The 19,013-nt window shown below is 57.0% G+C and carries 25 protein-coding genes and 1 pseudogene; 25 read left to right on the forward strand and 1 reads right to left on the reverse strand.

Features of this window, described 5'->3' with window-relative positions; genetic code table 11:
* The first annotated feature begins 102 nt into the window (after positions 1-102).
* The 12 genes and pseudogenes from IF654_RS13000 (at position 103) to IF654_RS13050 (ending at position 6,385) form a co-directional block, all read left to right on the forward strand.
* Positions 103-936 (forward strand): GPO family capsid scaffolding protein, encoded by an 834-nt coding sequence (locus IF654_RS13000; RefSeq protein ID WP_169863045.1) that lies wholly within the window; start codon positions 103-105, stop codon positions 934-936.
* A 41-nt stretch (positions 937-977) separates the two neighbouring features.
* Positions 978-2,012, forward strand: coding sequence for a phage major capsid protein, P2 family (locus IF654_RS13005; RefSeq protein ID WP_094992993.1), 1,035 nt, complete (start codon positions 978-980; stop codon positions 2,010-2,012).
* Between the two features lie 3 nt (positions 2,013-2,015).
* On the forward strand, positions 2,016-2,720 hold the full coding sequence (locus tag IF654_RS13010; RefSeq protein ID WP_194862359.1) for a phage terminase small subunit: 705 nt from the start codon (positions 2,016-2,018) through the stop codon (positions 2,718-2,720).
* Positions 2,721-2,837: 117 nt separating this feature from the next.
* Positions 2,838-3,299, forward strand: coding sequence for a head completion/stabilization protein (locus tag IF654_RS13015; protein WP_194862358.1), 462 nt, complete (start codon positions 2,838-2,840; stop codon positions 3,297-3,299).
* Positions 3,299-3,511 (forward strand): tail protein X, encoded by a 213-nt coding sequence (locus tag IF654_RS13020; RefSeq protein WP_194862357.1) that lies wholly within the window; start codon positions 3,299-3,301, stop codon positions 3,509-3,511. The genes IF654_RS13015 and IF654_RS13020 overlap by 1 nt, the downstream gene beginning before the upstream one ends.
* A gap of 50 nt (positions 3,512-3,561) precedes the next feature.
* A complete protein-coding gene (locus tag IF654_RS13025; RefSeq protein ID WP_094992997.1) occupies positions 3,562-3,876 on the forward strand; it encodes a phage holin, lambda family in 315 nt (104 codons plus the stop codon).
* Positions 3,873-4,715, forward strand: a complete 843-nt coding sequence (locus IF654_RS13030) for an N-acetylmuramidase domain-containing protein (protein WP_194862356.1) — start codon at positions 3,873-3,875, stop codon at positions 4,713-4,715. The genes IF654_RS13025 and IF654_RS13030 overlap by 4 nt, the downstream gene beginning before the upstream one ends.
* On the forward strand, positions 4,712-4,918 hold the full coding sequence (locus IF654_RS13035; RefSeq protein WP_094992999.1) for a hypothetical protein: 207 nt from the start codon (positions 4,712-4,714) through the stop codon (positions 4,916-4,918). Before IF654_RS13030 ends, IF654_RS13035 begins: the two co-directional genes overlap by 4 nt.
* A complete protein-coding gene (gene lysB, locus IF654_RS13040) occupies positions 4,915-5,358 on the forward strand; it encodes an Rz-like lysis system protein LysB (RefSeq protein ID WP_194862355.1) in 444 nt (147 codons plus the stop codon). Before IF654_RS13035 ends, lysB begins: the two co-directional genes overlap by 4 nt.
* Positions 5,276-5,458, forward strand: a pseudogene (lysC, locus tag IF654_RS22970) (Rz1-like lysis system protein LysC); the annotation flags it as partial. The gene lysB and the pseudogene lysC, both read left to right, overlap by 83 nt.
* Positions 5,455-5,937 carry a phage tail protein gene (locus tag IF654_RS13045; RefSeq protein ID WP_194862354.1) on the forward strand — a complete coding sequence of 161 codons (483 nt, stop codon included), beginning with the start codon at positions 5,455-5,457 and terminating at the stop codon, positions 5,935-5,937. The pseudogene lysC and the gene IF654_RS13045, both read left to right, overlap by 4 nt.
* Positions 5,927-6,385, forward strand: a complete 459-nt coding sequence (locus tag IF654_RS13050) for a phage virion morphogenesis protein (RefSeq protein ID WP_194862353.1) — start codon at positions 5,927-5,929, stop codon at positions 6,383-6,385. Before IF654_RS13045 ends, IF654_RS13050 begins: the two co-directional genes overlap by 11 nt.
* Before the next feature lie 8 nt (positions 6,386-6,393).
* Here IF654_RS13050 and IF654_RS13055 read toward each other — a convergent pair whose 3' ends face one another.
* Positions 6,394-7,185: a hypothetical protein gene (locus tag IF654_RS13055; RefSeq protein ID WP_194862352.1), complete on the reverse strand. Its 792-nt coding sequence runs from the start codon at positions 7,183-7,185 to the stop codon at positions 6,394-6,396.
* 281 nt (positions 7,186-7,466) lie between these two features.
* Here IF654_RS13055 and IF654_RS13060 point away from each other — a divergent pair, with 281 nt between their 5' ends.
* The 13 genes from IF654_RS13060 (at position 7,467) to IF654_RS13120 (ending at position 19,004) form a co-directional block, all read left to right on the forward strand.
* Positions 7,467-8,039, forward strand: a complete 573-nt coding sequence (locus IF654_RS13060) for a phage baseplate assembly protein V (protein ID WP_194862351.1) — start codon at positions 7,467-7,469, stop codon at positions 8,037-8,039.
* Positions 8,036-8,380, forward strand: a complete 345-nt coding sequence (locus IF654_RS13065) for a GPW/gp25 family protein (RefSeq protein ID WP_097192430.1) — start codon at positions 8,036-8,038, stop codon at positions 8,378-8,380. The genes IF654_RS13060 and IF654_RS13065 overlap by 4 nt, the downstream gene beginning before the upstream one ends.
* Entirely contained in the window at positions 8,377-9,291 is a 915-nt protein-coding gene (locus tag IF654_RS13070) for a baseplate J/gp47 family protein (RefSeq protein ID WP_194862350.1), read from the forward strand. Before IF654_RS13065 ends, IF654_RS13070 begins: the two co-directional genes overlap by 4 nt.
* Entirely contained in the window at positions 9,288-9,905 is a 618-nt protein-coding gene (locus tag IF654_RS13075; RefSeq protein WP_194862349.1) for a phage tail protein I, read from the forward strand. The genes IF654_RS13070 and IF654_RS13075 overlap by 4 nt, the downstream gene beginning before the upstream one ends.
* Complete coding sequence (locus IF654_RS22975) at positions 9,902-11,743, forward strand: phage tail protein (RefSeq protein ID WP_230683703.1); 1,842 nt, start codon at positions 9,902-9,904, stop codon at positions 11,741-11,743. The genes IF654_RS13075 and IF654_RS22975 overlap by 4 nt, the downstream gene beginning before the upstream one ends.
* Before the next feature lies 1 nt (position 11,744).
* Positions 11,745-12,356, forward strand: coding sequence for a tail fiber assembly protein (locus tag IF654_RS13085; protein WP_194862348.1), 612 nt, complete (start codon positions 11,745-11,747; stop codon positions 12,354-12,356).
* Positions 12,357-12,477: 121 nt separating this feature from the next.
* Complete coding sequence (locus tag IF654_RS13090) at positions 12,478-13,647, forward strand: phage tail sheath protein (protein ID WP_194862347.1); 1,170 nt, start codon at positions 12,478-12,480, stop codon at positions 13,645-13,647.
* Positions 13,648-13,704: 57 nt separating this feature from the next.
* Positions 13,705-14,220: a phage major tail tube protein gene (locus IF654_RS13095; protein ID WP_094993990.1), complete on the forward strand. Its 516-nt coding sequence runs from the start codon at positions 13,705-13,707 to the stop codon at positions 14,218-14,220.
* A 49-nt stretch (positions 14,221-14,269) separates the two neighbouring features.
* Positions 14,270-14,599: a phage tail assembly protein gene (locus IF654_RS13100; RefSeq protein ID WP_094993989.1), complete on the forward strand. Its 330-nt coding sequence runs from the start codon at positions 14,270-14,272 to the stop codon at positions 14,597-14,599.
* Between the two features lie 8 nt (positions 14,600-14,607).
* Positions 14,608-14,727 (forward strand): GpE family phage tail protein, encoded by a 120-nt coding sequence (locus tag IF654_RS13105; protein ID WP_194862346.1) that lies wholly within the window; start codon positions 14,608-14,610, stop codon positions 14,725-14,727.
* On the forward strand, positions 14,717-17,299 hold the full coding sequence (locus tag IF654_RS13110; RefSeq protein WP_194862345.1) for a phage tail tape measure protein: 2,583 nt from the start codon (positions 14,717-14,719) through the stop codon (positions 17,297-17,299). The genes IF654_RS13105 and IF654_RS13110 overlap by 11 nt, the downstream gene beginning before the upstream one ends.
* Positions 17,300-17,304: 5 nt before the next feature.
* Positions 17,305-17,745, forward strand: a complete 441-nt coding sequence (locus IF654_RS13115; protein ID WP_194862344.1) for a phage tail protein — start codon at positions 17,305-17,307, stop codon at positions 17,743-17,745.
* Entirely contained in the window at positions 17,742-19,004 is a 1,263-nt protein-coding gene (locus IF654_RS13120) for a phage late control D family protein (RefSeq protein WP_194862343.1), read from the forward strand. Before IF654_RS13115 ends, IF654_RS13120 begins: the two co-directional genes overlap by 4 nt.
* Positions 19,005-19,013 lie beyond the last annotated feature (9 nt).

The following is a 19,013-nucleotide window of genomic DNA, read 5'->3' on the forward strand; positions in this document are numbered from 1 at the left end:
AGGGCGCCTCGTTGCCGCAACACGCGCGCGTCCCGACCATGCCCTTCATTGCAACGCGTCTTTTCCGAGAGGAACGCGCCCCACGCATCGAGGATCTACGGCATGAAAAAATTTCGCAGCAAATGGTTCCGGGTCGCCGTTGAAGGCGCGACCACCGACGGGCGTCGCATCGAAGGCGACTGGATCGACCAGATGGCCACCAGTTACGACCGCAGCAAATACGGCGCCCGCGTGTGGATGGAACACATTCGCGGCACCCTGCCCGACTCCCCTTTCCGCGCGTACGGCGACATTCTTGCGGTCAAGGCTGAAGAGGTCGAAATCAACGGCAAAAAGGTGCGAGCGCTGTTTGCCCAGATCGAGCCGACAGACGATTTGGTCAGCATGGTCAATAAGCTGAAGCAGAAGATTTTCACCAGCATCGAAGTCCGCGAGAAGTTCGCCGACACCGGCAAGGCTTATCTAATGGGCCTTGGCGTGACCGACACCCCGGCCAGCCTTGGCACGGAAATGCTGGCCTTCTCGGCACAGCATCCAGATGCCAGCCCGCTCAAATCGCGTAAACAATCGCCAGATAACCTATTCACCGTGGCCGAAGAAACCGAGTTGGTGTTTGAGGAATACGAAGAGAAACCCGGCATCGGCGCCCAACTGTTCAGCAAGGTTCAAGACCTGCTCAAACGCAAAGAATCCCGGGACGACAGTGAGTTCGGTGCGATTGGCCAAGCCGTCGAGGCCATTGCCGAGCACGGCAAAAGTCTGGAAGAGCAGTTCTCAGCCGCCCAGACCAGCAACAGCGAACTGCGGACCCAAGTGCAGCAACTGAGCACGGACTTGAACACGTTGAAAACCACCCTTGGCAACACTCAGGATCATTCCCAACTCTCTCGCCCCCCGGTGACCGGTGGCGGCAGCCAGGCACTGGCTGAATTCTGACCTGACGGCCCACACCTGCACGCCCACGACCGGAGACACCCATGCGTAACGACACACGAAAACTCTTTACCGGCTACCTCAGCCAAGTGGCCAAACTCAATGGCGTCGAGTCTGCCAACGCCACGTTTAATGTAGACCCGAGCATCCAGCAAAAACTGGAAACCAAGATTCAGGAATCCAGCGAGTTCCTCGGCAAGATCAATATCATCGGGGTCGATGAGCAGGAAGGCGAAAAGGTAGGTCTGGGTGTTGGCAGCACCATTGCCGGCCGCACTAACACCAACGTCAAAGCCCGCGAGCCACGCAGCATCGGCACCTTGTCGAGCGACAAGTACAAAGCCGAAAAAACCGACTTCGACACCTTTGTCACTTATCGCCAGCTCGATGCCTGGGCCAAGTTCCCGGACTTCCAGACACGTCTGTCGAGCGCCATTGCCCAACGCCAAGCCCTGGACCGGATTCAAATCGGTTTCTACGGCATCAAGGCTGCCGAGCAAACTGACCGCGTCGAAAACCCGCTGCTTGAAGACGTCAACATCGGCTGGCTTGAGCAGTACCGCCTGCACGCCCCCGACCGCGTACTCAAAGAAGGCGCCGAGAAAGGCAAAATTCGCATCGGTAAAAACGGTGACTTCAAAAACATCGACGCCCTGGTGTATGACGCTATCCAGTTGCTCGACCCGTGGTATCGCCGCAATCCGGGTCTTGTGGTGCTGACCGGCCGTGAACTGGTTCACGACAAATTCCTGGCCCTGGTCAACAAAGACCAGGACGCCACCAACACTCTGGCCAGCGACCTGATCATCTCGCAACGTCGCGTCGGCGGGCTGCCGCTGTACGAGGTGCCTTACATGCCCGAAGGCGCGGTGCTGATCACCACCTTCGCCAACCTGTCGGTTTACTGGCAACTCATGGCCCGCCGTCGCTACCTGAAAGAAGAACCGGAGTGGAACCGCATCAGTAACTACGAGTCGTCGAACGACGCCTACGTGGTCGAGGACTACGGCCTTGGGTGCCTGCTGGAGAACATCACCCCGGTCGATGCGGTTGAACCTGATCCGGTCAGCGAGGGTTAACTCATGGCGCTCAGCCTTGCTCAAGCCCACCAACGCCGCGCCCGTGCGGCGATGGAGTCCGCTAAAACCGCACCCATGCAGTCAATGGCGGGCGCGACGGCGTACGAGCATCAGCTCAACCAACTGCTTCAGGATCGGCTGCGCCTGAAGTCGATCCAGTCCAACGAAGGCAAGGCCGCGCTCAAGCTCCAACTGCTGCCTGAATACATCCCTTACGTCGAAGGCGTGCTTGAAGCCGGGAACGGCGCGCAAGACGAAGTCATGACCACCGTCATGGTCTGGCGGATCGATGCCGGCGATTACAAAGGCGCACTGGATGTGGCGGCCTACGTGCTCAAACACAAATTGGTAATGCCGGACCGTTTTGAGCGCACCACCGGCTGTCTAGTGGCCGAAGAAATCGCCTCAGCCGCGCTTAAAGCGCAAAAGGCTGGGGACGACAGCTTCGACATTAGCGTGCTGTATCGCACCCTCGAAATGACCGAAGACCAAGACATGCCCGATCAGGCTCGCGCCAAGCTCTATCTGGCTGCCGGACGCGCCACGCTGGTCAGCCTTAATGCTGAGACACGTGGGCAAGCCGGTCAGTTGGAAGCAGGCATTGACCTGCTCAAACGGGCCATTGAGCTGCACGACGGTTGTGGCGGCAAAAAAGACCTGGATAGCGCCGAGCGCCTGCTGAAAAAACACACCGCTACAGCCGAATAAGCTGCAGCGGTTAACCGAGCGTCCCCACGCACCCCGCCGGCTCGGGACTGAACAGGCAGTGTCTTTAGCACTGACCTGTAACACCCCGACCACCGGCGACCTATTTAGAGCTTACGCATGAGCGGATTCATAGCCAGCGGCAGCACGCCCAGCGGCCATATCAACACCGACCCTTTCTGGCCCTCCATCGATCTGGATGCGTTGCGCAGTACCTTGCGCGTCGATGCCAGTGTCACCCCGGCGCGCCTAGAAACTGCGTGCATCTCGGCTGCCATCAACCTCAACCGCGAGCTGAAGGACTGGCGCGCTATCCAGCAAGCAGCGGGCTACAGCGAACTGGCCCAAGTCCCTGCCGAGCAGGTGCAGGACGTTTCTGCACTGGTCCACCTCTATCGTCGCGCCATTGAGGCCGGTACCGGCGCCGAAGTCTGTGAACGCTATCGCTCCTACGACAGCACCAACAGCGGCAATAAAAACGCCGAAGAACTCACCCCGAGTATCGACGACTACCGTCGCGATCTGCGCTGGGCAGTGCGTGATTTTCTCGGTACCAATCGCACCACCGTGGAGTTGATCTGATGACCACCTCGGTGCGCGCCCAACAAAACGACACGGTTGACGCCTTGTGTTGGCGCCATTACGGCCGTACGGCGGGCGTGACCGAGGCCGTATTAGAGGCCAACCCCGGTCTGGCCGAACACGGCCCGTTTCTGCCCCATGGCACCCCGGTGAGCCTGCCCGACGCCCAACCCGCCGCGCCTCAGCGGCACGTGGTGAACCTATGGGACTGAACCGCAGCAAAACCTGGAACCTACGCCCCTTGGACACTGGAAAACATCACATGCCTGAACGTCCCGACACTTGGGCTTGGTTGGCCACCTGGCTCGAACAGAATTGGCCAACCCTGTATGCCGGGGTTTTAGCCCTGGTCATTGCCGGCCTGCGGGTGATGTACGGCGGTGGCACGCTGCGCCGCGTATTGATTGAGGCACCGTTATGCGGCGCCTTGGCCCTCACTGCGAGTCACGGCCTGGCACTGATCGGCGTGCCCATCACCACCGCACCGTTCTTTGGGGGCGTGATCGGTTTGCTGGGCGTGGAAGGCACCCGCGCGGCGGCCAAAAAGTTTTTTATCCGTAAGGTAGAACAATCATGACCACCCTGCGCCACGGCGACCGCTCGCAAGCGGTGCGCATCCTGCAAACCAACCTCAACAGCCACGGGGCCAAACTCAAGGCCGACGGCCATTACGGCGACCTGACCGAAACCGCCGTGCGCGCTTATCAGTTGAAAGCCGGACTAGTGGCCGATGGTATTGCTGGCACTAAAACCCTCGCGAGCCTGTCTGGGGGCGATTGTCAGCAGTTGCTGAAAAACCATGACCTGGTCAACGCCGCCCAACGCCTCGACGTGCCACTGGCCAGTGTTTACGCGGTCAATGAAGTGGAATCCAACGGCAACAGTTTTCTCGACAACGGCAAGCCGGTGATTCTATTCGAGCGGCACATCATGTATCGCCAGTTAGCCACCCCTCGTCACGCGGGGGATAACCCGGCCCAACTCAAACAGCACGCAGACGAACTGACCGCTTTGAATCCGGCCATCGTCAACCCAAAGCCGGGTGGTTATGCAGGAGGCAGCGCCGAGCATCAGCGGTTGAGCCATGCGCGGCTGATCGACGACAACGCGGCCCTTGAGTCCGCCTCCTGGGGTGCGTTCCAGATCATGGGCTTCCACTGGCAGCGCTTGGGCTATGCCAGCGTCCAGGCGTTTGTCGCCGCCATGAGTGCCAGCGAGTCGCAGCAGTTCGACGCATTCGTGCGTTTTATCGAGACCGACCCAGCGCTGCACAAAGCCCTCAAAGCGCGTAAATGGGCCGAGTTCGCCAAGCTCTACAACGGCCCGGATTACCAGCGCAATTTGTACGACATCAAACTGCAACGGGCCTTTGAGCGGCATGCGGACTGCGGTTGTGGTCAGGAGGTGGTGGCATGATCGATCTCGACGAAGTCCGCGCCCTGCGGGTGCAGGACGGCGACCTGCTGGTGGTGCCACACAACACCGAAACCGAAGGCATGCATGACCTGATCGAGGCGCTGCGTCATGTGCAGCCCGATGCACGGGTCATCATCATTCGTGGTCCGGTCGAACACCTGGACATCGACGCTATGAACCAACTGGGTTGGTACCGAGCATGAGCGCCCTGCGCCAAGTACTGTACGGACTTGCCCTGCTTGGCGCCTTGGCGCTGTTTATCTGGGGTCAGCAGCAACGCATCAACGTTGCACGGCAAGCGACGGAACTGGCGCAACACGATGCGAAAGCAGCACGCGAAGACGCCGCCCGCAATTTGAACACCGCCACCACCCTGAACCGCACGCTGAACCTAGAGCGTCAGGCACAAAGCCAACTGCGTGGCCTGCACGACCAACTGCGCCAAGGCTTGGCCCAGCGCGAGCTTCAGATAGAGGGACTGAAACGTGAAAACACTGCACTGCGCGATTGGGCTGCCCAGCCTTTGCCTGACATTGCTCGCCGGTTGCGTAAGCGCCCCGCCCTCATCGGCGCCGACGCTTATCGTCAGTGGCTGTCCGGCGGTGGTGCCATGCCAACTGCCAGCGACCGGCCCAAACCATAACGGCGACTTGCTCACCGATCAGGAGCGCACCGAAGCCGCGTGGGCCGAGTGCGCGGCGCAGGTCGATATGATTTTTCAACAACAGCAGGCCACGCCATGAACAAGCCCGACAGCCTGCGCGCTCACCTGCTCGCCACCATCGCCGAACTCAAGCACAACCCCGACCGGATGTTGATCTTCATCGACAATGGCAAAGTACGCTGCACCGCTGCCGCGAGCCTGTCGTTTGAATACAGCTTCGACCTGCAAATCATCCTCACCGACTACGCAGGCCACCCCGACAGCGTGATACTGCCGCTGCTGGGCTGGCTCAGCGTCAACCAATCCGAACTGCTGGAAAACCTCGACAAGTCGGCGCAAGGCATCAAGTTTGAGGCGGACGTGCTGGATAACAGCAAGGTCGATCTGAGCATTCGCCTGCCGCTGACTGAGCGCGTGGTCGTGGGCCAGGATGCGGACGGTAACACCACCGTCAAACACCCCGGCGAACCACAGCGAGTCGCTAACTATCTCGACCCCGCATGGCGCCCCGGCAGTTCGGGCCTCGACGGCGAATGGATGATTCAAAATGGCCAATGACCTGGACGCACTGGAAGACTGGGCCGGTGTGCTGCTCAGCAAACTGGAACCCGCTGCCCGTAGTAAATTGGCGCGGTCATTGGCGCAGAAACTACGCCGTAGCCAACAGCAACGCGTTAAGCAACAGCGTAATCCGGACGGCAGTTCCTATGCGGCGCGGAAACCACGCGATCTGAAAGGTAAGAAAGGACGGATCAAGCGTCAGGCGAAGATGTTTCAGAAACTGCCCAGAGCAAGCAATCTAAAGGCCAGGGGCGACGGCCAGTCGATCACCGTGGGTTTCACCGGGCGAGTAGCGCGAATTGCACGGGTGCATCAGTACGGACTGAAAGACCGTGCCGAGGCTGATGCCCCGGAGGTCAGGTACAAACAGCGAAGGGTGCTTGGGATAACTGTGGCTGATTTGGAGTTAATCAGAACCGGTTTAATTGATTCACTAATAGAGTAATAGTCGCACTACGTCGTTTTCTTATTCCGATCCCTATCTCTATCCCTTTCAGACAATACATCTAGCAACAAACGCTTCGTACTTTCAGGTCTCGCCGAGAAAATCTGATAAGCGCCGATACCAAAAGATAATAAAACGGCAAATATTGATATCCAATAAGACATCTTAGAATCCGAAAGATAATCTCCCACAAGGAGATTTTTTTGCCTTAACTCTTCTGCAATGCCATTAACATCATTGCTAATTTTCAGATACTCCTCGCCTGACTTAACCCTTACATTTTCAAACCTGTCTTTTTGACCAGCTGGCAAACTATCAAAAGGGTTAACCTCTTCATATTCCGAGATTAGAGACTCTAAGACTGGCAAAATTTCTTTATCGCCAGTTCTGAAAGCTTCCAAACGCAAGTCATTCAAAATCAGAGACAAAGGTGTTCTCGGAGTGTAATACTCATCAGAACTAGTTATAAGAACAGAAAACTGATTTGCCAAAGGAAAAACCAAAAATGCATGTTTTATAATATCTAACCCACCACCATTGGACACAATAAGCTTCAGATCCTCCTGGATTAAATCTTTTCGAAAAAACTTACCATCCTCCATTTTAATTAAACTATAAGCAAGAGTAAAAATCAAAAATACCAACACAGCCATAAGAAAAATAAACACAGCAAAAAACTTTAATCTAAGTTTTTTTACTCTCAGCTCGGAATCATCTTCAGTATTTTCAGCACCACGCTTTAATTCATCAACAGCTACATTCAAACTAGCTTGCTCATTTAGCTTATTATCTTCGACCACCGAGTCACACCATTAAAAATTCTAATTTGATTTTTTATAAAATCAGCTCAACCGCCAACAACTGATGATAGTAGAAAACGCCATACTCTTGTAGCACTACTAAAAGCCATCACCTAGCCATCACCTAGCCATCATTCTATTCAGAAAGCTTCTTGCATGAAAGACTCACCGATCATTCAATTGACTAAACCAGCGCTAAATTTATACGAAACACATGTAGGTCAGCTCAGTACAACCTGCCGCTGCTGCTCGCTGAACCTCATCAAGCCACCATCTGAGTCATGAACAACCTCCCCGCCCTAGCCCGCATGCTCGAAAATCTCATCCGCTTCGGCACCATTGCCGAAACTCAGATGAACCCACCCCGTGTACGTGTAAAAACCGGCGAACTGCTAACCGGTTGGCTGCCGTGGCTCGCCATGCGCGCCGGATCTGATCAGGAGTGGGACCCGCCCACCATCGACGAACAAGTAATCCTGTTCAGCCCCTCTGGTCAGCTCGCCAATGGCATAGCCCTCACCGGCATCTACAGCACCGAGAACCAGGCCAACGGGGAGCGCGAAGGTTTGCACCGCCGCACCTACCGCGACGGCACGATGATCGAGTACGACAGCGTGGCCCACCATTTAAATGCGGTATTGGCCGAAGGCGGTACGACCAATCTGGTCAGCACAGGCGGCATCACCATTGTCGGCCCGATAACGCACCGGGGCGATTACACCCAAACCGGCAATCAAATCGTCACCGGCACAGTTACCGTATCCGACGATGTGCTGGCCGCAGGCATCAGCTTGGTCAAACACACCCACGGCGGCGTGATGCCCGGTGGTTCTGTAACGGGGGCGCCGCAATGAACCGTGAAACGGGTGCCACGATCAGCACAGTCGAGCATATCGGCCAATCCATCAGCGACATTCTGACCACCCGCCTCGGCACCCGTGTGATGCGCCGTGAATACGGCAGTTTGCTGCCCGAGCTGGTGGATCAACCGTTCAACGACGTCACGCGATTGCGGGTTTATGCCGCCAGTGTGATGGCGATTATGCGCTGGGAACCACGGGTCAGCGTCACCCGCGTGCAACTGCACGGTGCTACGTTGCAAGGCCAGGTGGTGATTGATATTGAAGGTCGCATCCTCGACCGCAATCAGGCGCTGAACATGAGCCTGCCCTTGCAACTGGGAGGCGGCGTATGAATACCTTCGCGGCCATCGACCTCAGCCTGTTGCCGACGCCGCAAATCGTGCAACAAATCGACTACGAGCAAATCCTTGCCGAGCGCAAAGCTCACGCCGTCAGTCTATGGCCGGTTGAGCAGCAGGCCGAAATCGCAGCACGGCTGAATCTGGAATCGGAGCCGCTGACCAAGCTCCTGGAAGAGAACGCCTACCGCGAAACCCTCTGGCGGCAACGGGTGAATGAAGCGGCGGTGGCAAACATGCTGTCACTGGCCACCAACTATGACCTGGACAACCTCGCGGCCAATTTCAACGTCAAGCGGCTGGTGATTCAGGAAGGTAAGCCCAACGCGAACCCGCCTGTCGCCCGCGTGATGGAGAGTGACGACAGCCTGCGCGAGCGAGCGCAGATGGCGTGGGAAGGTTTGAGCACCGCAGGCCCGCGTAACAGCTACATCATTCACGCCCGTGCCGCCGATGGTCAGGTGGGTGATGCCACCGCTGAAAGCCCCACGCCCGCCGCCGTGGTGGTGACGGTGCAAGCGTTGCTCGGGGACGGCACGGCGAGTGCCGCATTGTTGAAAACCGTGCTGGCATATCTCAGCGATGATGACCGACGCCCGGTGGCGGATCGCCTGACAGTACAAACCGCACAAGTCATCCGCTACCAAGTCAAGGCAACGCTGTACCTGACCAGCAGTGGTCCCGAATCTGAGCCGATCCTTGTCGCCGCAGAAAAACGCCTGCTGGCTTACGTGCATCAGCGCCGTCGTTTGGGCATGGAAGTGTCAGAGTCAGCCGTTCACGCCGCACTGCATGTGGAAGGTGTGCGCAGGGTCGCGCTGGATAACTGGCAAGACATTCGTGCCACGCCCTATCAAGCGCCCTTTTGTACCTCGGTTGCGCTGACGTTAGGCGTTGAGCCGTGACCAGCCCGTCGTTGCTGCCACGCAATGCCAGCGACCTGGAACGTCAGGCAGCGCAGGCGTTCGCGCAGATCCAGCGGGTGCCGGTGCCATTGCGCCAGTTGTGGAACCCCGACACTTGCCCCGCCGAGTTGCTGCCGTATCTGGCGTGGTCGTTGTCGGTCGATCGCTGGGACAGCAAATGGCTGGAAAGCACTAAACGCGCGGCGATCCGGGCATCGTACGTCATCCATTCGCGTAAAGGCACCATCGGCGCGCTGCGCCGTGTGGTCGAGCCTCTGGGTTATCTGATCGAGGTCGTCGAGTGGTGGCAAACCGTCCCCGAAGGCGTACCGGGCACTTTCGCACTAAAGGTCGGTGTGCTCGACACCGGCATCACCGAAGAGATGTATCAGGAGCTGACCTTTCTCATCGATGACGCCAAACCCGTCAGCCGTCACTTGACCGGCCTCGCCATCAGTTTGGAAAGCACCGGACATATCAACGTATTTGCCGCGCTGTATGAGGGCGACGAAATCGACGTTTACCCACCAGCTCAGCGTGACATTGAGGTCACCGGTCACTTCGGCTCATCTGGCCGCGAACACCACATCGAAACCCTGGACGTTTACTTATGATTGATCAAAACAGCCAGTTTATGGCGATCCTCACCGCCGTAGGGGAAGCCAAACAAGCCAACGCCGATGCCCTCGGCATTCCCTGGACGTTCTCGAAAATGGGCGTGGGCGATGCCAATGGCACGGATCCGATTCCGAATCGCTTACAGACCAAGCTGGTCAATGAGCGAAACCGCGCCCCGCTGAATCAGGTCAAGGTCGATCCGAAAAACACCAACGTAATCATTGCCGAACAGGTGATCCCGGAAAATGTCGGCGGTTGGTGGATTCGTGAAATTGGTCTGTATGACGCAGACGGTGATCTGGTAGCTGTCGCTAACTGCGCGCCGAGCTTCAAGCCGTTGCTGGCTCAAGGCAGCGGCAAGACCCAAGTGGTGCGGATGAACTTCATCGTGACCAGTGCGGCCAATGTGACGCTGAAGATTGATCCGAGTGTGGTGCTGGCGACCCGGCAGTATGTGGATGACAGCATCGCTCACAGCACCACTGAAACAAACAATGCGCTCGCCAAAAAGGTGTCGCGCTCCGGGGACGAGATGACCGGCGGGCTGGTCTTCTCAAACGGCACAAACGTTTCTCCCGCGCTAAGTTGGCGTGAACCGTCGGGGATTGGCGGTTTCAGCCTAAACAACAAAGTGCTGCGCTATATCGGTTATTACGGTGCGGAGTCCAAGCAATTATTCTCCCTAGACTTCAACTCGGGACACGTTGCCAACGCTCGGGGCACGCTCTGGGATGTAGTGACGTACCCGCCCTCAAATTATTGGAACACGTCCAATTTCAATCCCGCGACCAAAGCAGACGCTACGGCCATGGTTGCCGCTTTGGCTACTAAAGCTGAATGGGCTACGACACTGGCTGGCTATCGCATCAGTGATGCATATACCAAAACCCAAACGGGTGAGGCTATTGCAAACGCTATTGCAGAGTTGGTCGATGCGTCTCCGGAGGCACTGGATACGCTGAACGAATTGGCTGCTGCGTTGGGAAACGATCCAAATTTTGCGGCCACTGTTAATGATGAACTGAGCAAGCGCGTAAAGCGAAATGGTGATGCCATGACGGGCGCACTCACGCTAACCGGTAGTACCACAAGCAGTCCTTCATTGAGTTTCAAATCTGCCGAAGGTACGGGCTCGCTCAATGTCTACCAACAGCGGTTGCGTTACATCGGCTACTACGGCAGCGAATCCAAAGAGGTGTTCTCCGTCGACTTTGTTACCGGGGATGCTTTCAACGGACGTGGGGCTCTGTGGGACGTCGCCAAATACCCTCCCGGCCAGTTCATCAAACTGAACCAGTCACTGGCCAGCGGCACCAATCTGCGCTGCGGGTCAGGAAATTCGCCCTACATCGCTTCGATGACCCGCGAGACCGGATCATTAGAGGTGCATAACGAAGCCAATAGCGCCGCATCGGCCGTCATTTTATTTCATCGCCGTGGCGCTTTTGGAGCCTACCTTGGATTGGACACCGACAACCAGTTCAAGGTTGGCGGACTCTCCATGGGGGCCAATGCCCACACGCTGTGGCACTCGGGCAACGCGCCTAAAAATACCGGCAGCATGGGCTCTACAGGGTGGTGGCGCTGCGCAGATACCGGCCGCCTGCGTATGTGGGGAGTCACGGGCACGGTAGGCCAAGACGTGGCGGTTACCGTGGCGTTGCCAATGACCTTCCCGAACGCCATTTTCGGCGTCAACTTCATACAGATTGCAGAAATGAAAGCCAGCGCTACTGGCAACTACAGCGTTAAAGACGTCACACGATCAAGCTTCACAATCGTGAACGGTAATGACGGCGTAGGGCCTTGTTACTGGGAGGCATGGGGGAACTGACATGACTGATATCTACTACTTGCACCGAGGCCGATTGAATTTTTACTGCGATTCGGCCTTTGGCCCGCGTCAGATCGATGTGGCAGACCCAGAATGGGTAAGACCTACGCTGTTCATGCCAGACCCGGACTGGCAACCAGAGTCGGGCAATCTGAGCGCTTCACCGCCACTGATCGAGACGCCTGACTGGCAAGCCGTTGCACCACAAATCACGGTGCAAAACCCAAACTGCCTGTTACCGCCAGAAGACGAACTGATCATCCTGAGTGAGGCTCAGTACCTTGAACTGTCTGCGGCCACAGAAATGGGCAAAGTCATCGCCCTTAATGCAGAGGGTACGCCTTGCCTCATTGATCCGCCTACAGCCACTATCGAGCAGCAAAGCGAGAGGCAGCGCCAATGGCGTGACCGTCTGTTATTGAGCACCGACACTTTGGTGGTTCGTCATCGGGACGAAACTGAATCAGGCCGCGCCACCAGCCTGACAGCTGAGCAATACAGAGAACTCCAGGTATTTCGTATGGCCTTGAGAGACTGGCCACAAACCCGGCACTTTCCAGCCAAGAAGTATCAACCTGTAACGCCTGAATGGCTGGATACAGTCATCGACTAAGCCTCGGAACGGCTACGTCTGCGGCTCCCTGTAGGCGCACCTCGTACAAGCCCACCTGCTCGCCCAACCGCCGCGCGCGCGGCAGCCTGTGCAGTGTCATCCCACTGCGCAGGCACCACCCATGGCCGATTATCTTCACGGCGTGCGGGTCATCGAACTCAACGACGGCACCCGCCCCATTCGCACTATCCCCACCGCCGTTATCGGTATGGTCTGTACCGCCGAAGACGCGGACGCGGCGTTCTTTCCTTTGGACACCCCGGTACTCATCACCAACGTGCAAACGGCTGTTGGCAAAGCTGGGGTCAAAGGCACCCTCGCCGCCAGCTTGCAGGCCATCGCTGACCAGACCAAGCCCTACACCATCGTGGTGCGGGTCAAGGAAGGCGCCGACGAAGCCGAAACCACCAGCGCGCTTATCGGCACCACCACCGCCGACGGCAAATACACCGGCATGAAAGCCCTGCTCGCAGCCAAGGCTCGCTTGGGCATGGTGCCGCGCATTCTCGGCGTGCCGGGGCTGGACAGCTTGCCGGTGGCCACCGCACTGGCGAGCATTGCCCAGCAGCTACGCGCATTCGCCTACGTCAGCGCGTGGGACTGCAAAACCAAAGAGGAAGTGGTTGCCTACCGCGAAAACTTCGGCGCCCGCGAAATGATGGTCATCTGGCCGGACTTCATGAACTTCGATACCACCACCAGCAAAACCACCGTCGCGTCAGCTGTGGCCCGAGCCTTGGGTTTACGCGCCAAGATCGATCAGGAAATTGGCTGGCATAAAACCCTGTCCAACGTCCCCGTCAACGGCGTGACCGGCATCAGTGCCGACGTGTTCTGGGACCTGCAAAACCCGGCCACCGATGCCAATTACCTCAACAGCAACGAAGTCACCACGCTGATCAATGAAGGCGGATACCGCTTTTGGGGCAGCCGAACGTGTTCCGATGACCCGCTATTTGCCTTTGAGAACTACACCCGCACCGCGCAAATCCTCGCCGACACCATCGCCGAAGCACACATGTGGGCAGTTGATAAACCGATGCACGCGTCCCTGGTGCGCGACATTGTTGAAGGGATCAACGCCAAGTTCCGCGAGCTGATCTCGCAGGGCTACTTGATCGGCGGCAGTTGCTGGTTCCCGGACGACATCAACGAAAAAGACACCCTCAAGGCCGGCAAGCTCTACCTCGATTACGACTACACACCGGTACCGCCGCTGGAAGACCTGACCCTGCGCCAACGTATCACCGACCGCTACCTGATCGACTTCGCCAGCAAGATCAACCGTTAAACCGGCCCTCCCCGTAAGGGGAGTCAGCCCCGCGCCTGCTCACCGGAGAACCGCGCCATGGCCTTACCTCGCAAACTCAAAAACATAAACCTGTTCAACGACGGCAACAGTTACCTCGGCGTGGCCAAGTCCGTCACCTTGCCGCCTCTGGCCCGCAAGATGGAAGGCTATCGTGGCGGCGGCATGAATGGCACGGTCAAGGCCGATCTGGGCATGTCCGACGACGGCATCCAGTTCGACTGGAAAACCGGCGGCCTTGATTTGATCTCCCTCAAACAGTTCGGCGCCGTCAACGCATCCGCCGTTGCCCTGCGCTTCTCCGGCCCGTTTCAGCAAGACGACACAGGCGAAACCAGCACTGTGGAAATCGTTGTGCGCGGTCGACACGAGTCCATCGAAATGGGCGATGCCAAACCCGGCGAAGACACCGAGCACAGCATGAAAACTACCTGTACCTACTACAAGCTGACCGTCGATAACGAGGAAATCATCGAAATCGACCTGCTCAACTTTATCGAGAAGGTCAACGGCGTGGACATGCTGGAAAAACAACGTAGCGCCTTGGGCATTTGATCCGAGTTCCGTCACCCATCCTCGTTAACGTCATCACCTGGAGCCACACATGAACACCTCTGACACAGCTGAAACCCTGCCCGCTGCCGACGACAACTGCGTCACCCTCGACCAGCCGATCAAGCGCGGCAACACCGAAATCGCCAATATCACCCTGCGCAAACCTTCGTCAGGTGAGCTGCGCGGCGTGTTGCTGATCGACCTGCTGAACATGGACGTGTCGAGCCTGATCAAAGTGATTCCGCGCATCAGCAGCCCCGGCATCACCGCCCCCGAAGCGGCAGGCATGGACCCGGCCGACTTGCTGGCCATCGGTAGCAAGATCGCCAGTTTTTTGTTGCAGAAGTCGGCGAAGGCGGATGTGTACCTCGTTGCGTAGAAGACGCTATGGCTGATCTGGCTGTGGTTTTTCACTGGGCACCGACTGATATGGATCAGTTGGGTCTGCAAGAACTGATGGACTGGCGCGAGCGCGCCAGGCTGCGGAGTTCCACTGATGGCGAATGATTTAAGACTTAGGGTACTCCTCACCGCCATCGACAAAGTCACTGGCCCGCTCAAACGCATTATGGTCGGAAGCACCGGGACGGCAAAAAAGTTAAAGGTCACTCGTGATCGCTTAAAAGAACTCAACAACCAGCAAAAAGACGTAGGGGCATGGCGCACTCAAAGCGCTGCGGCTAAGCAAACGGGGGAAGTCCTCAATGCAGCACGCGAAAAGGTCAAAGCACTAAGCCAGCAAATTCGAGCTACAGGCACGCCAACCAAAGCCTTGAGCAATGAGTTCAAACGAGCAGTACGCAATGCCAGCAACTTAAAACGACAGCACCAACAACAGAGTGTGCAACTGCAAACATTGCGCACTCGGCTTAACACGGCCGGGATCAGCACTAAAAATCTGTCCCGCCACGAACGCGACTTACGTGCTCAGACAGTAGCTGCTAATGCCGCCCTGGCTGCGCAAACGGAACGTCTCAGACGACTGGGCGCGCAGCAAGAACGACAGAAACGCGCCAGAAATAATTACAGCAAGGGCGTGCAAACAGCCGCAGCTATTGGCGGCACGGGTATGGCCGCACGTGCCACCGGGATGTATACCGGGGAAAAGCTTCAATCCATGCTTCGTGTCGGCTACAACTTTGACGCGATTATGTCTTCCACCCAAGCCGTAACACGTGTTGCAGACAAAAACAGTGAGGCTATGCTCGCGCTCCGCAATCAAGCCAGAACACTCCCCTTGAGCAGCAAGTTCACAGACAGCGAAGTTGCGCAAGGTCAGTATTTCTTGGGTAGAACAGGCTACAACCCGCAGCAAATTTTGGGGGCAATACCTGGCATGCTTAACCTGGCAGCCGCAGGTGATATGGAGCTGGGCGATACCGCCGATATTGCCTCGAACATTCAAACAGCGATGGGTATTCCCGCCGAAAAAATGGGTAAAGTCGCTGATGTTCTGACCGCTGCATTTACCCGAAACAACGTCGATATCCGCATGCTTGGCGACTCCCTGAAATATAGCGCCGGGGTAGGCCGTGAGTACGGGCAAACCCTTGAAACAGTCACCGCAGCCACCGCCCTGCTTGGCAACGCAGGGGTTCAAGGAAGTATGGCCGGTACTGCCATGCGCTCTGTACTCACCCGGATAGGCACCTCAAAGGCCGTGGCTAAACTGGGCATAAAAACTCAGGATAATTCCGGCAACATGCGGGACATGCTCGATATCCTCAAAGACATCAACCTCAAAACGAAAAGCTTGGGCAACGTCCAACGCGGTGCAATTTTTAAAGATATTGCAGGCCAGTACGCCGTCACCAGCTTCGGTACTCTGATGCGTTCAGTTGAAACTGGACAGTTTCAAACCATGCGCGAGAGCCTGAACAGTTCAGACGGCGAGGCAGCTCGTGTTGCAGCAACACAGCTCGATAATCTCAAAGGCGATATGACAATGCTCCATGCCGCCTTAGAAAATATATCAGTGGAGCTTTTTGACAAAAATAGCCCTTGGTTACGTGAAATGGCATCTGACCTAAGCCAGTTACTTCACGGTGTCGGCGAGTTTCTAAAAGAGAATCCTGCCGTAAGCAAAGCCATTGTCATCACAATTGGTAGCTTCTCGGTTTTAATGGCCACCCTCGGAACGCTCACCATCGGCATTGCAGGAATTCTTGGGCCCTTCGTTGCTCTACGCTTTCTGCTGGCAACCGTAGGCATTCGAATTCCTGGCTTGATAGGTCTGCTGAGAAGCTTCGGTTCCGGCCTTCTGATGCTGAGCCGCGCTATGATCGGCCCACTGATCGCCGCACTTCGCACAGTTGGTATGGCGCTGTGGGCACTGGCAGCCAATCCAATTGTCCTCATCATAGCCGCCGTTGTTGCCGCCTTGGCCCTAGGCGCCTACCTGATCTACAAAAACTGGGATGCGGTTAAAGGTTACTTCGACAGTTCCTGGAAAGAAATCAAAGCGGGATTTGACGGCGGCATTGGCGGCATCCTGACGGTGCTGGCCAACTTCAGCCCTATCGGGCTGATCTACCAGGCCTTTGCCGGTGTACTGAGCTATTTGGGAATCAATCTACCCAACCGTTTTACCGAGTTAGGCAGCATGATCGTCAACGGTCTGATCAACGGGCTTTATGCAGGCTTGGGCAAGGTCAAAGACGCCATCAACAACATCGGCGACTCGACCATTGGCTGGTTCAAGAAAAAGCTCGATATCCATAGCCCCTCGCGGGTGTTTGCGCAGTTGGGCAGCTTCACGATTGCGGGCCTGACGCAAGGTCTGGTCGAGGGTGGCAAAGGCCCACTGAACGCCATCAGCCAGCTCGGCAAACAACTAGCGGCAACCGGTGTACTCGCCCTCGGCACACTCAGCACCCCTGCGCTGGCCGTTGATATGCGTCCACCGATCACTCCGCCCGCGCCGACCACCTACGACAGCAACGACCACTACGAAATCAACATCCACCCCACGCCCAACATGGATGCCCAAGCCATCGCCCGAGCCGTGCGCGCCGAACTGAGCCGCATCAAGAGCGAAAAAGCTGTGCGCATGCGCAGCAAGTTGGGTGACCTGGAGTAATCGCTATGATGCTTGCCTTGGGCATGTTCGTGTTCAGCCTCTCGACGCTGGCTTATCAGGAGCTGCAACGCCAAACCGAATGGCGCCACCCCAGCAACAGCCGGGTAGGCGCTGCGCCTGCACGACAATTTGTTGGCCGAGGTGACGACAGCATCACCCTACCCGGCATCATTTTCCCTGAACTGGCTGGCACAACACTGAGCCTCGACGCGTTACGGCTGATGGCCAACACTGGCAAGGCATGGCCGATGATCGAGGGCAGCGGGCGCATTTACGGCCTGTGGGTGATCGAAAGCCTGAGCGAAACCAAAACTGTGTTTTTCCGCGACGGCACACCGCGTCGCATTGAGTTCACCCTCACCCTGAAACGTATAGACGACGATCAGCTCGACCTGATCGGCGCTGCTAGCAGCGCTGGCGTGAGTGTTTTGCGAGCCTTGTTATGATCGACTCGGCACTATCAGACGTCGTGGGTTACGTGCAAAACAGTGCTGATCGCATCCTGCGTGACGCGGTGTACCCGATCCCGGCTTTCCGTCTCACCGTAGATGGTAAAGACATTGCCCACATCATCAGCCCGCGCCTGATCAGCCTTGAACTGACCGACAACCGTGGGCTGGAAGCCGATCAACTGAGCATTACTCTGAGCGACCACGACGGCTTGCTGGCCATGCCTGCCAAAGGCGCGTTGTTGCGACTTTGGATCGGCTGGAGCGACACCGGGCTGGTGGATAAAGGCAGCTACACCTTCGACGAAATTGAACACAGCGGCGCCCCCGACATACTCAGCCTGCGCGCCCGATCGGCAGACTTGCGCAAAAGCTTCAAAATCAAACGCGAGCGCAGCTGGAGCAACAAAACCCTGGGCGACGTGATCCGCGATATTGCGCTGGGCAACGGACTGAAATCTGCCATCGCAGAGAAACTGGCGGGGCTGCACCTGTTGCAACTCGACCAGGCCAACGAATCCGACGCCAACCTGATCAGCCGACTCGGTGAAGAATTCGACGCGGTGGCCAGCGTCAAAGCCGGTTGCCTGCTGTGCCTGCCTGCGGGCGGCGGAAGGTCAGTCACTGGCATCGCCCTGCCCCACATCACCCTTACCCGCGAAGACGGCGACCAGCATCGCTACCTACAAGCAGACCGCGACAGCTACGACGGCGTACGGGCCTACTTCTACGACATCAACAGCGCCAAAAAGCAGCAGGCCATTGCCGGCGGCGGCGAAAACCTCAAAGACCTTCGCCATACCTACAGCGACCGCCAGTCCGCATTACGCGCGGCCCGTGCCGAATTCAACCGCCTGCAACGTGGCAGCGCGACCCTCAGCTACACCTTGGCTCGGGCGCGGCCTGACTTAATCCCGGAACTGACGTACACCCTGATCGGCGTCAAAGACGAAATCGACGAAATCATTTGGTATGGCGGTAACGTGCTCCACAGCCTCAGCGCTGACAATGGCTACACCATGAGCCTGGAGCTGGAAAGCAAATTGCCGGAAGACGGAATTGAAGATCTAGCTGAAAACTATGAGGGTGATTACTCTGGAGTTATTGCGTACTACCGCGACCAAAATTCCGGGCAGGATAAAAATATTTCCGTTGGAGACCAAAAAGCACCCAAACGCCTGCGGTGGCTGTATGCGAGTAAAAAATCCGCAAAACGTGCCGCTGAGAGAGAGTATGGGAGATTGAACATCCTATAAAATCTAGAG

This window comes from Pseudomonas lundensis (assembly GCF_015377145.2).
Lineage (GTDB): Bacteria > Pseudomonadota > Gammaproteobacteria > Pseudomonadales > Pseudomonadaceae > Aquipseudomonas > Aquipseudomonas lundensis.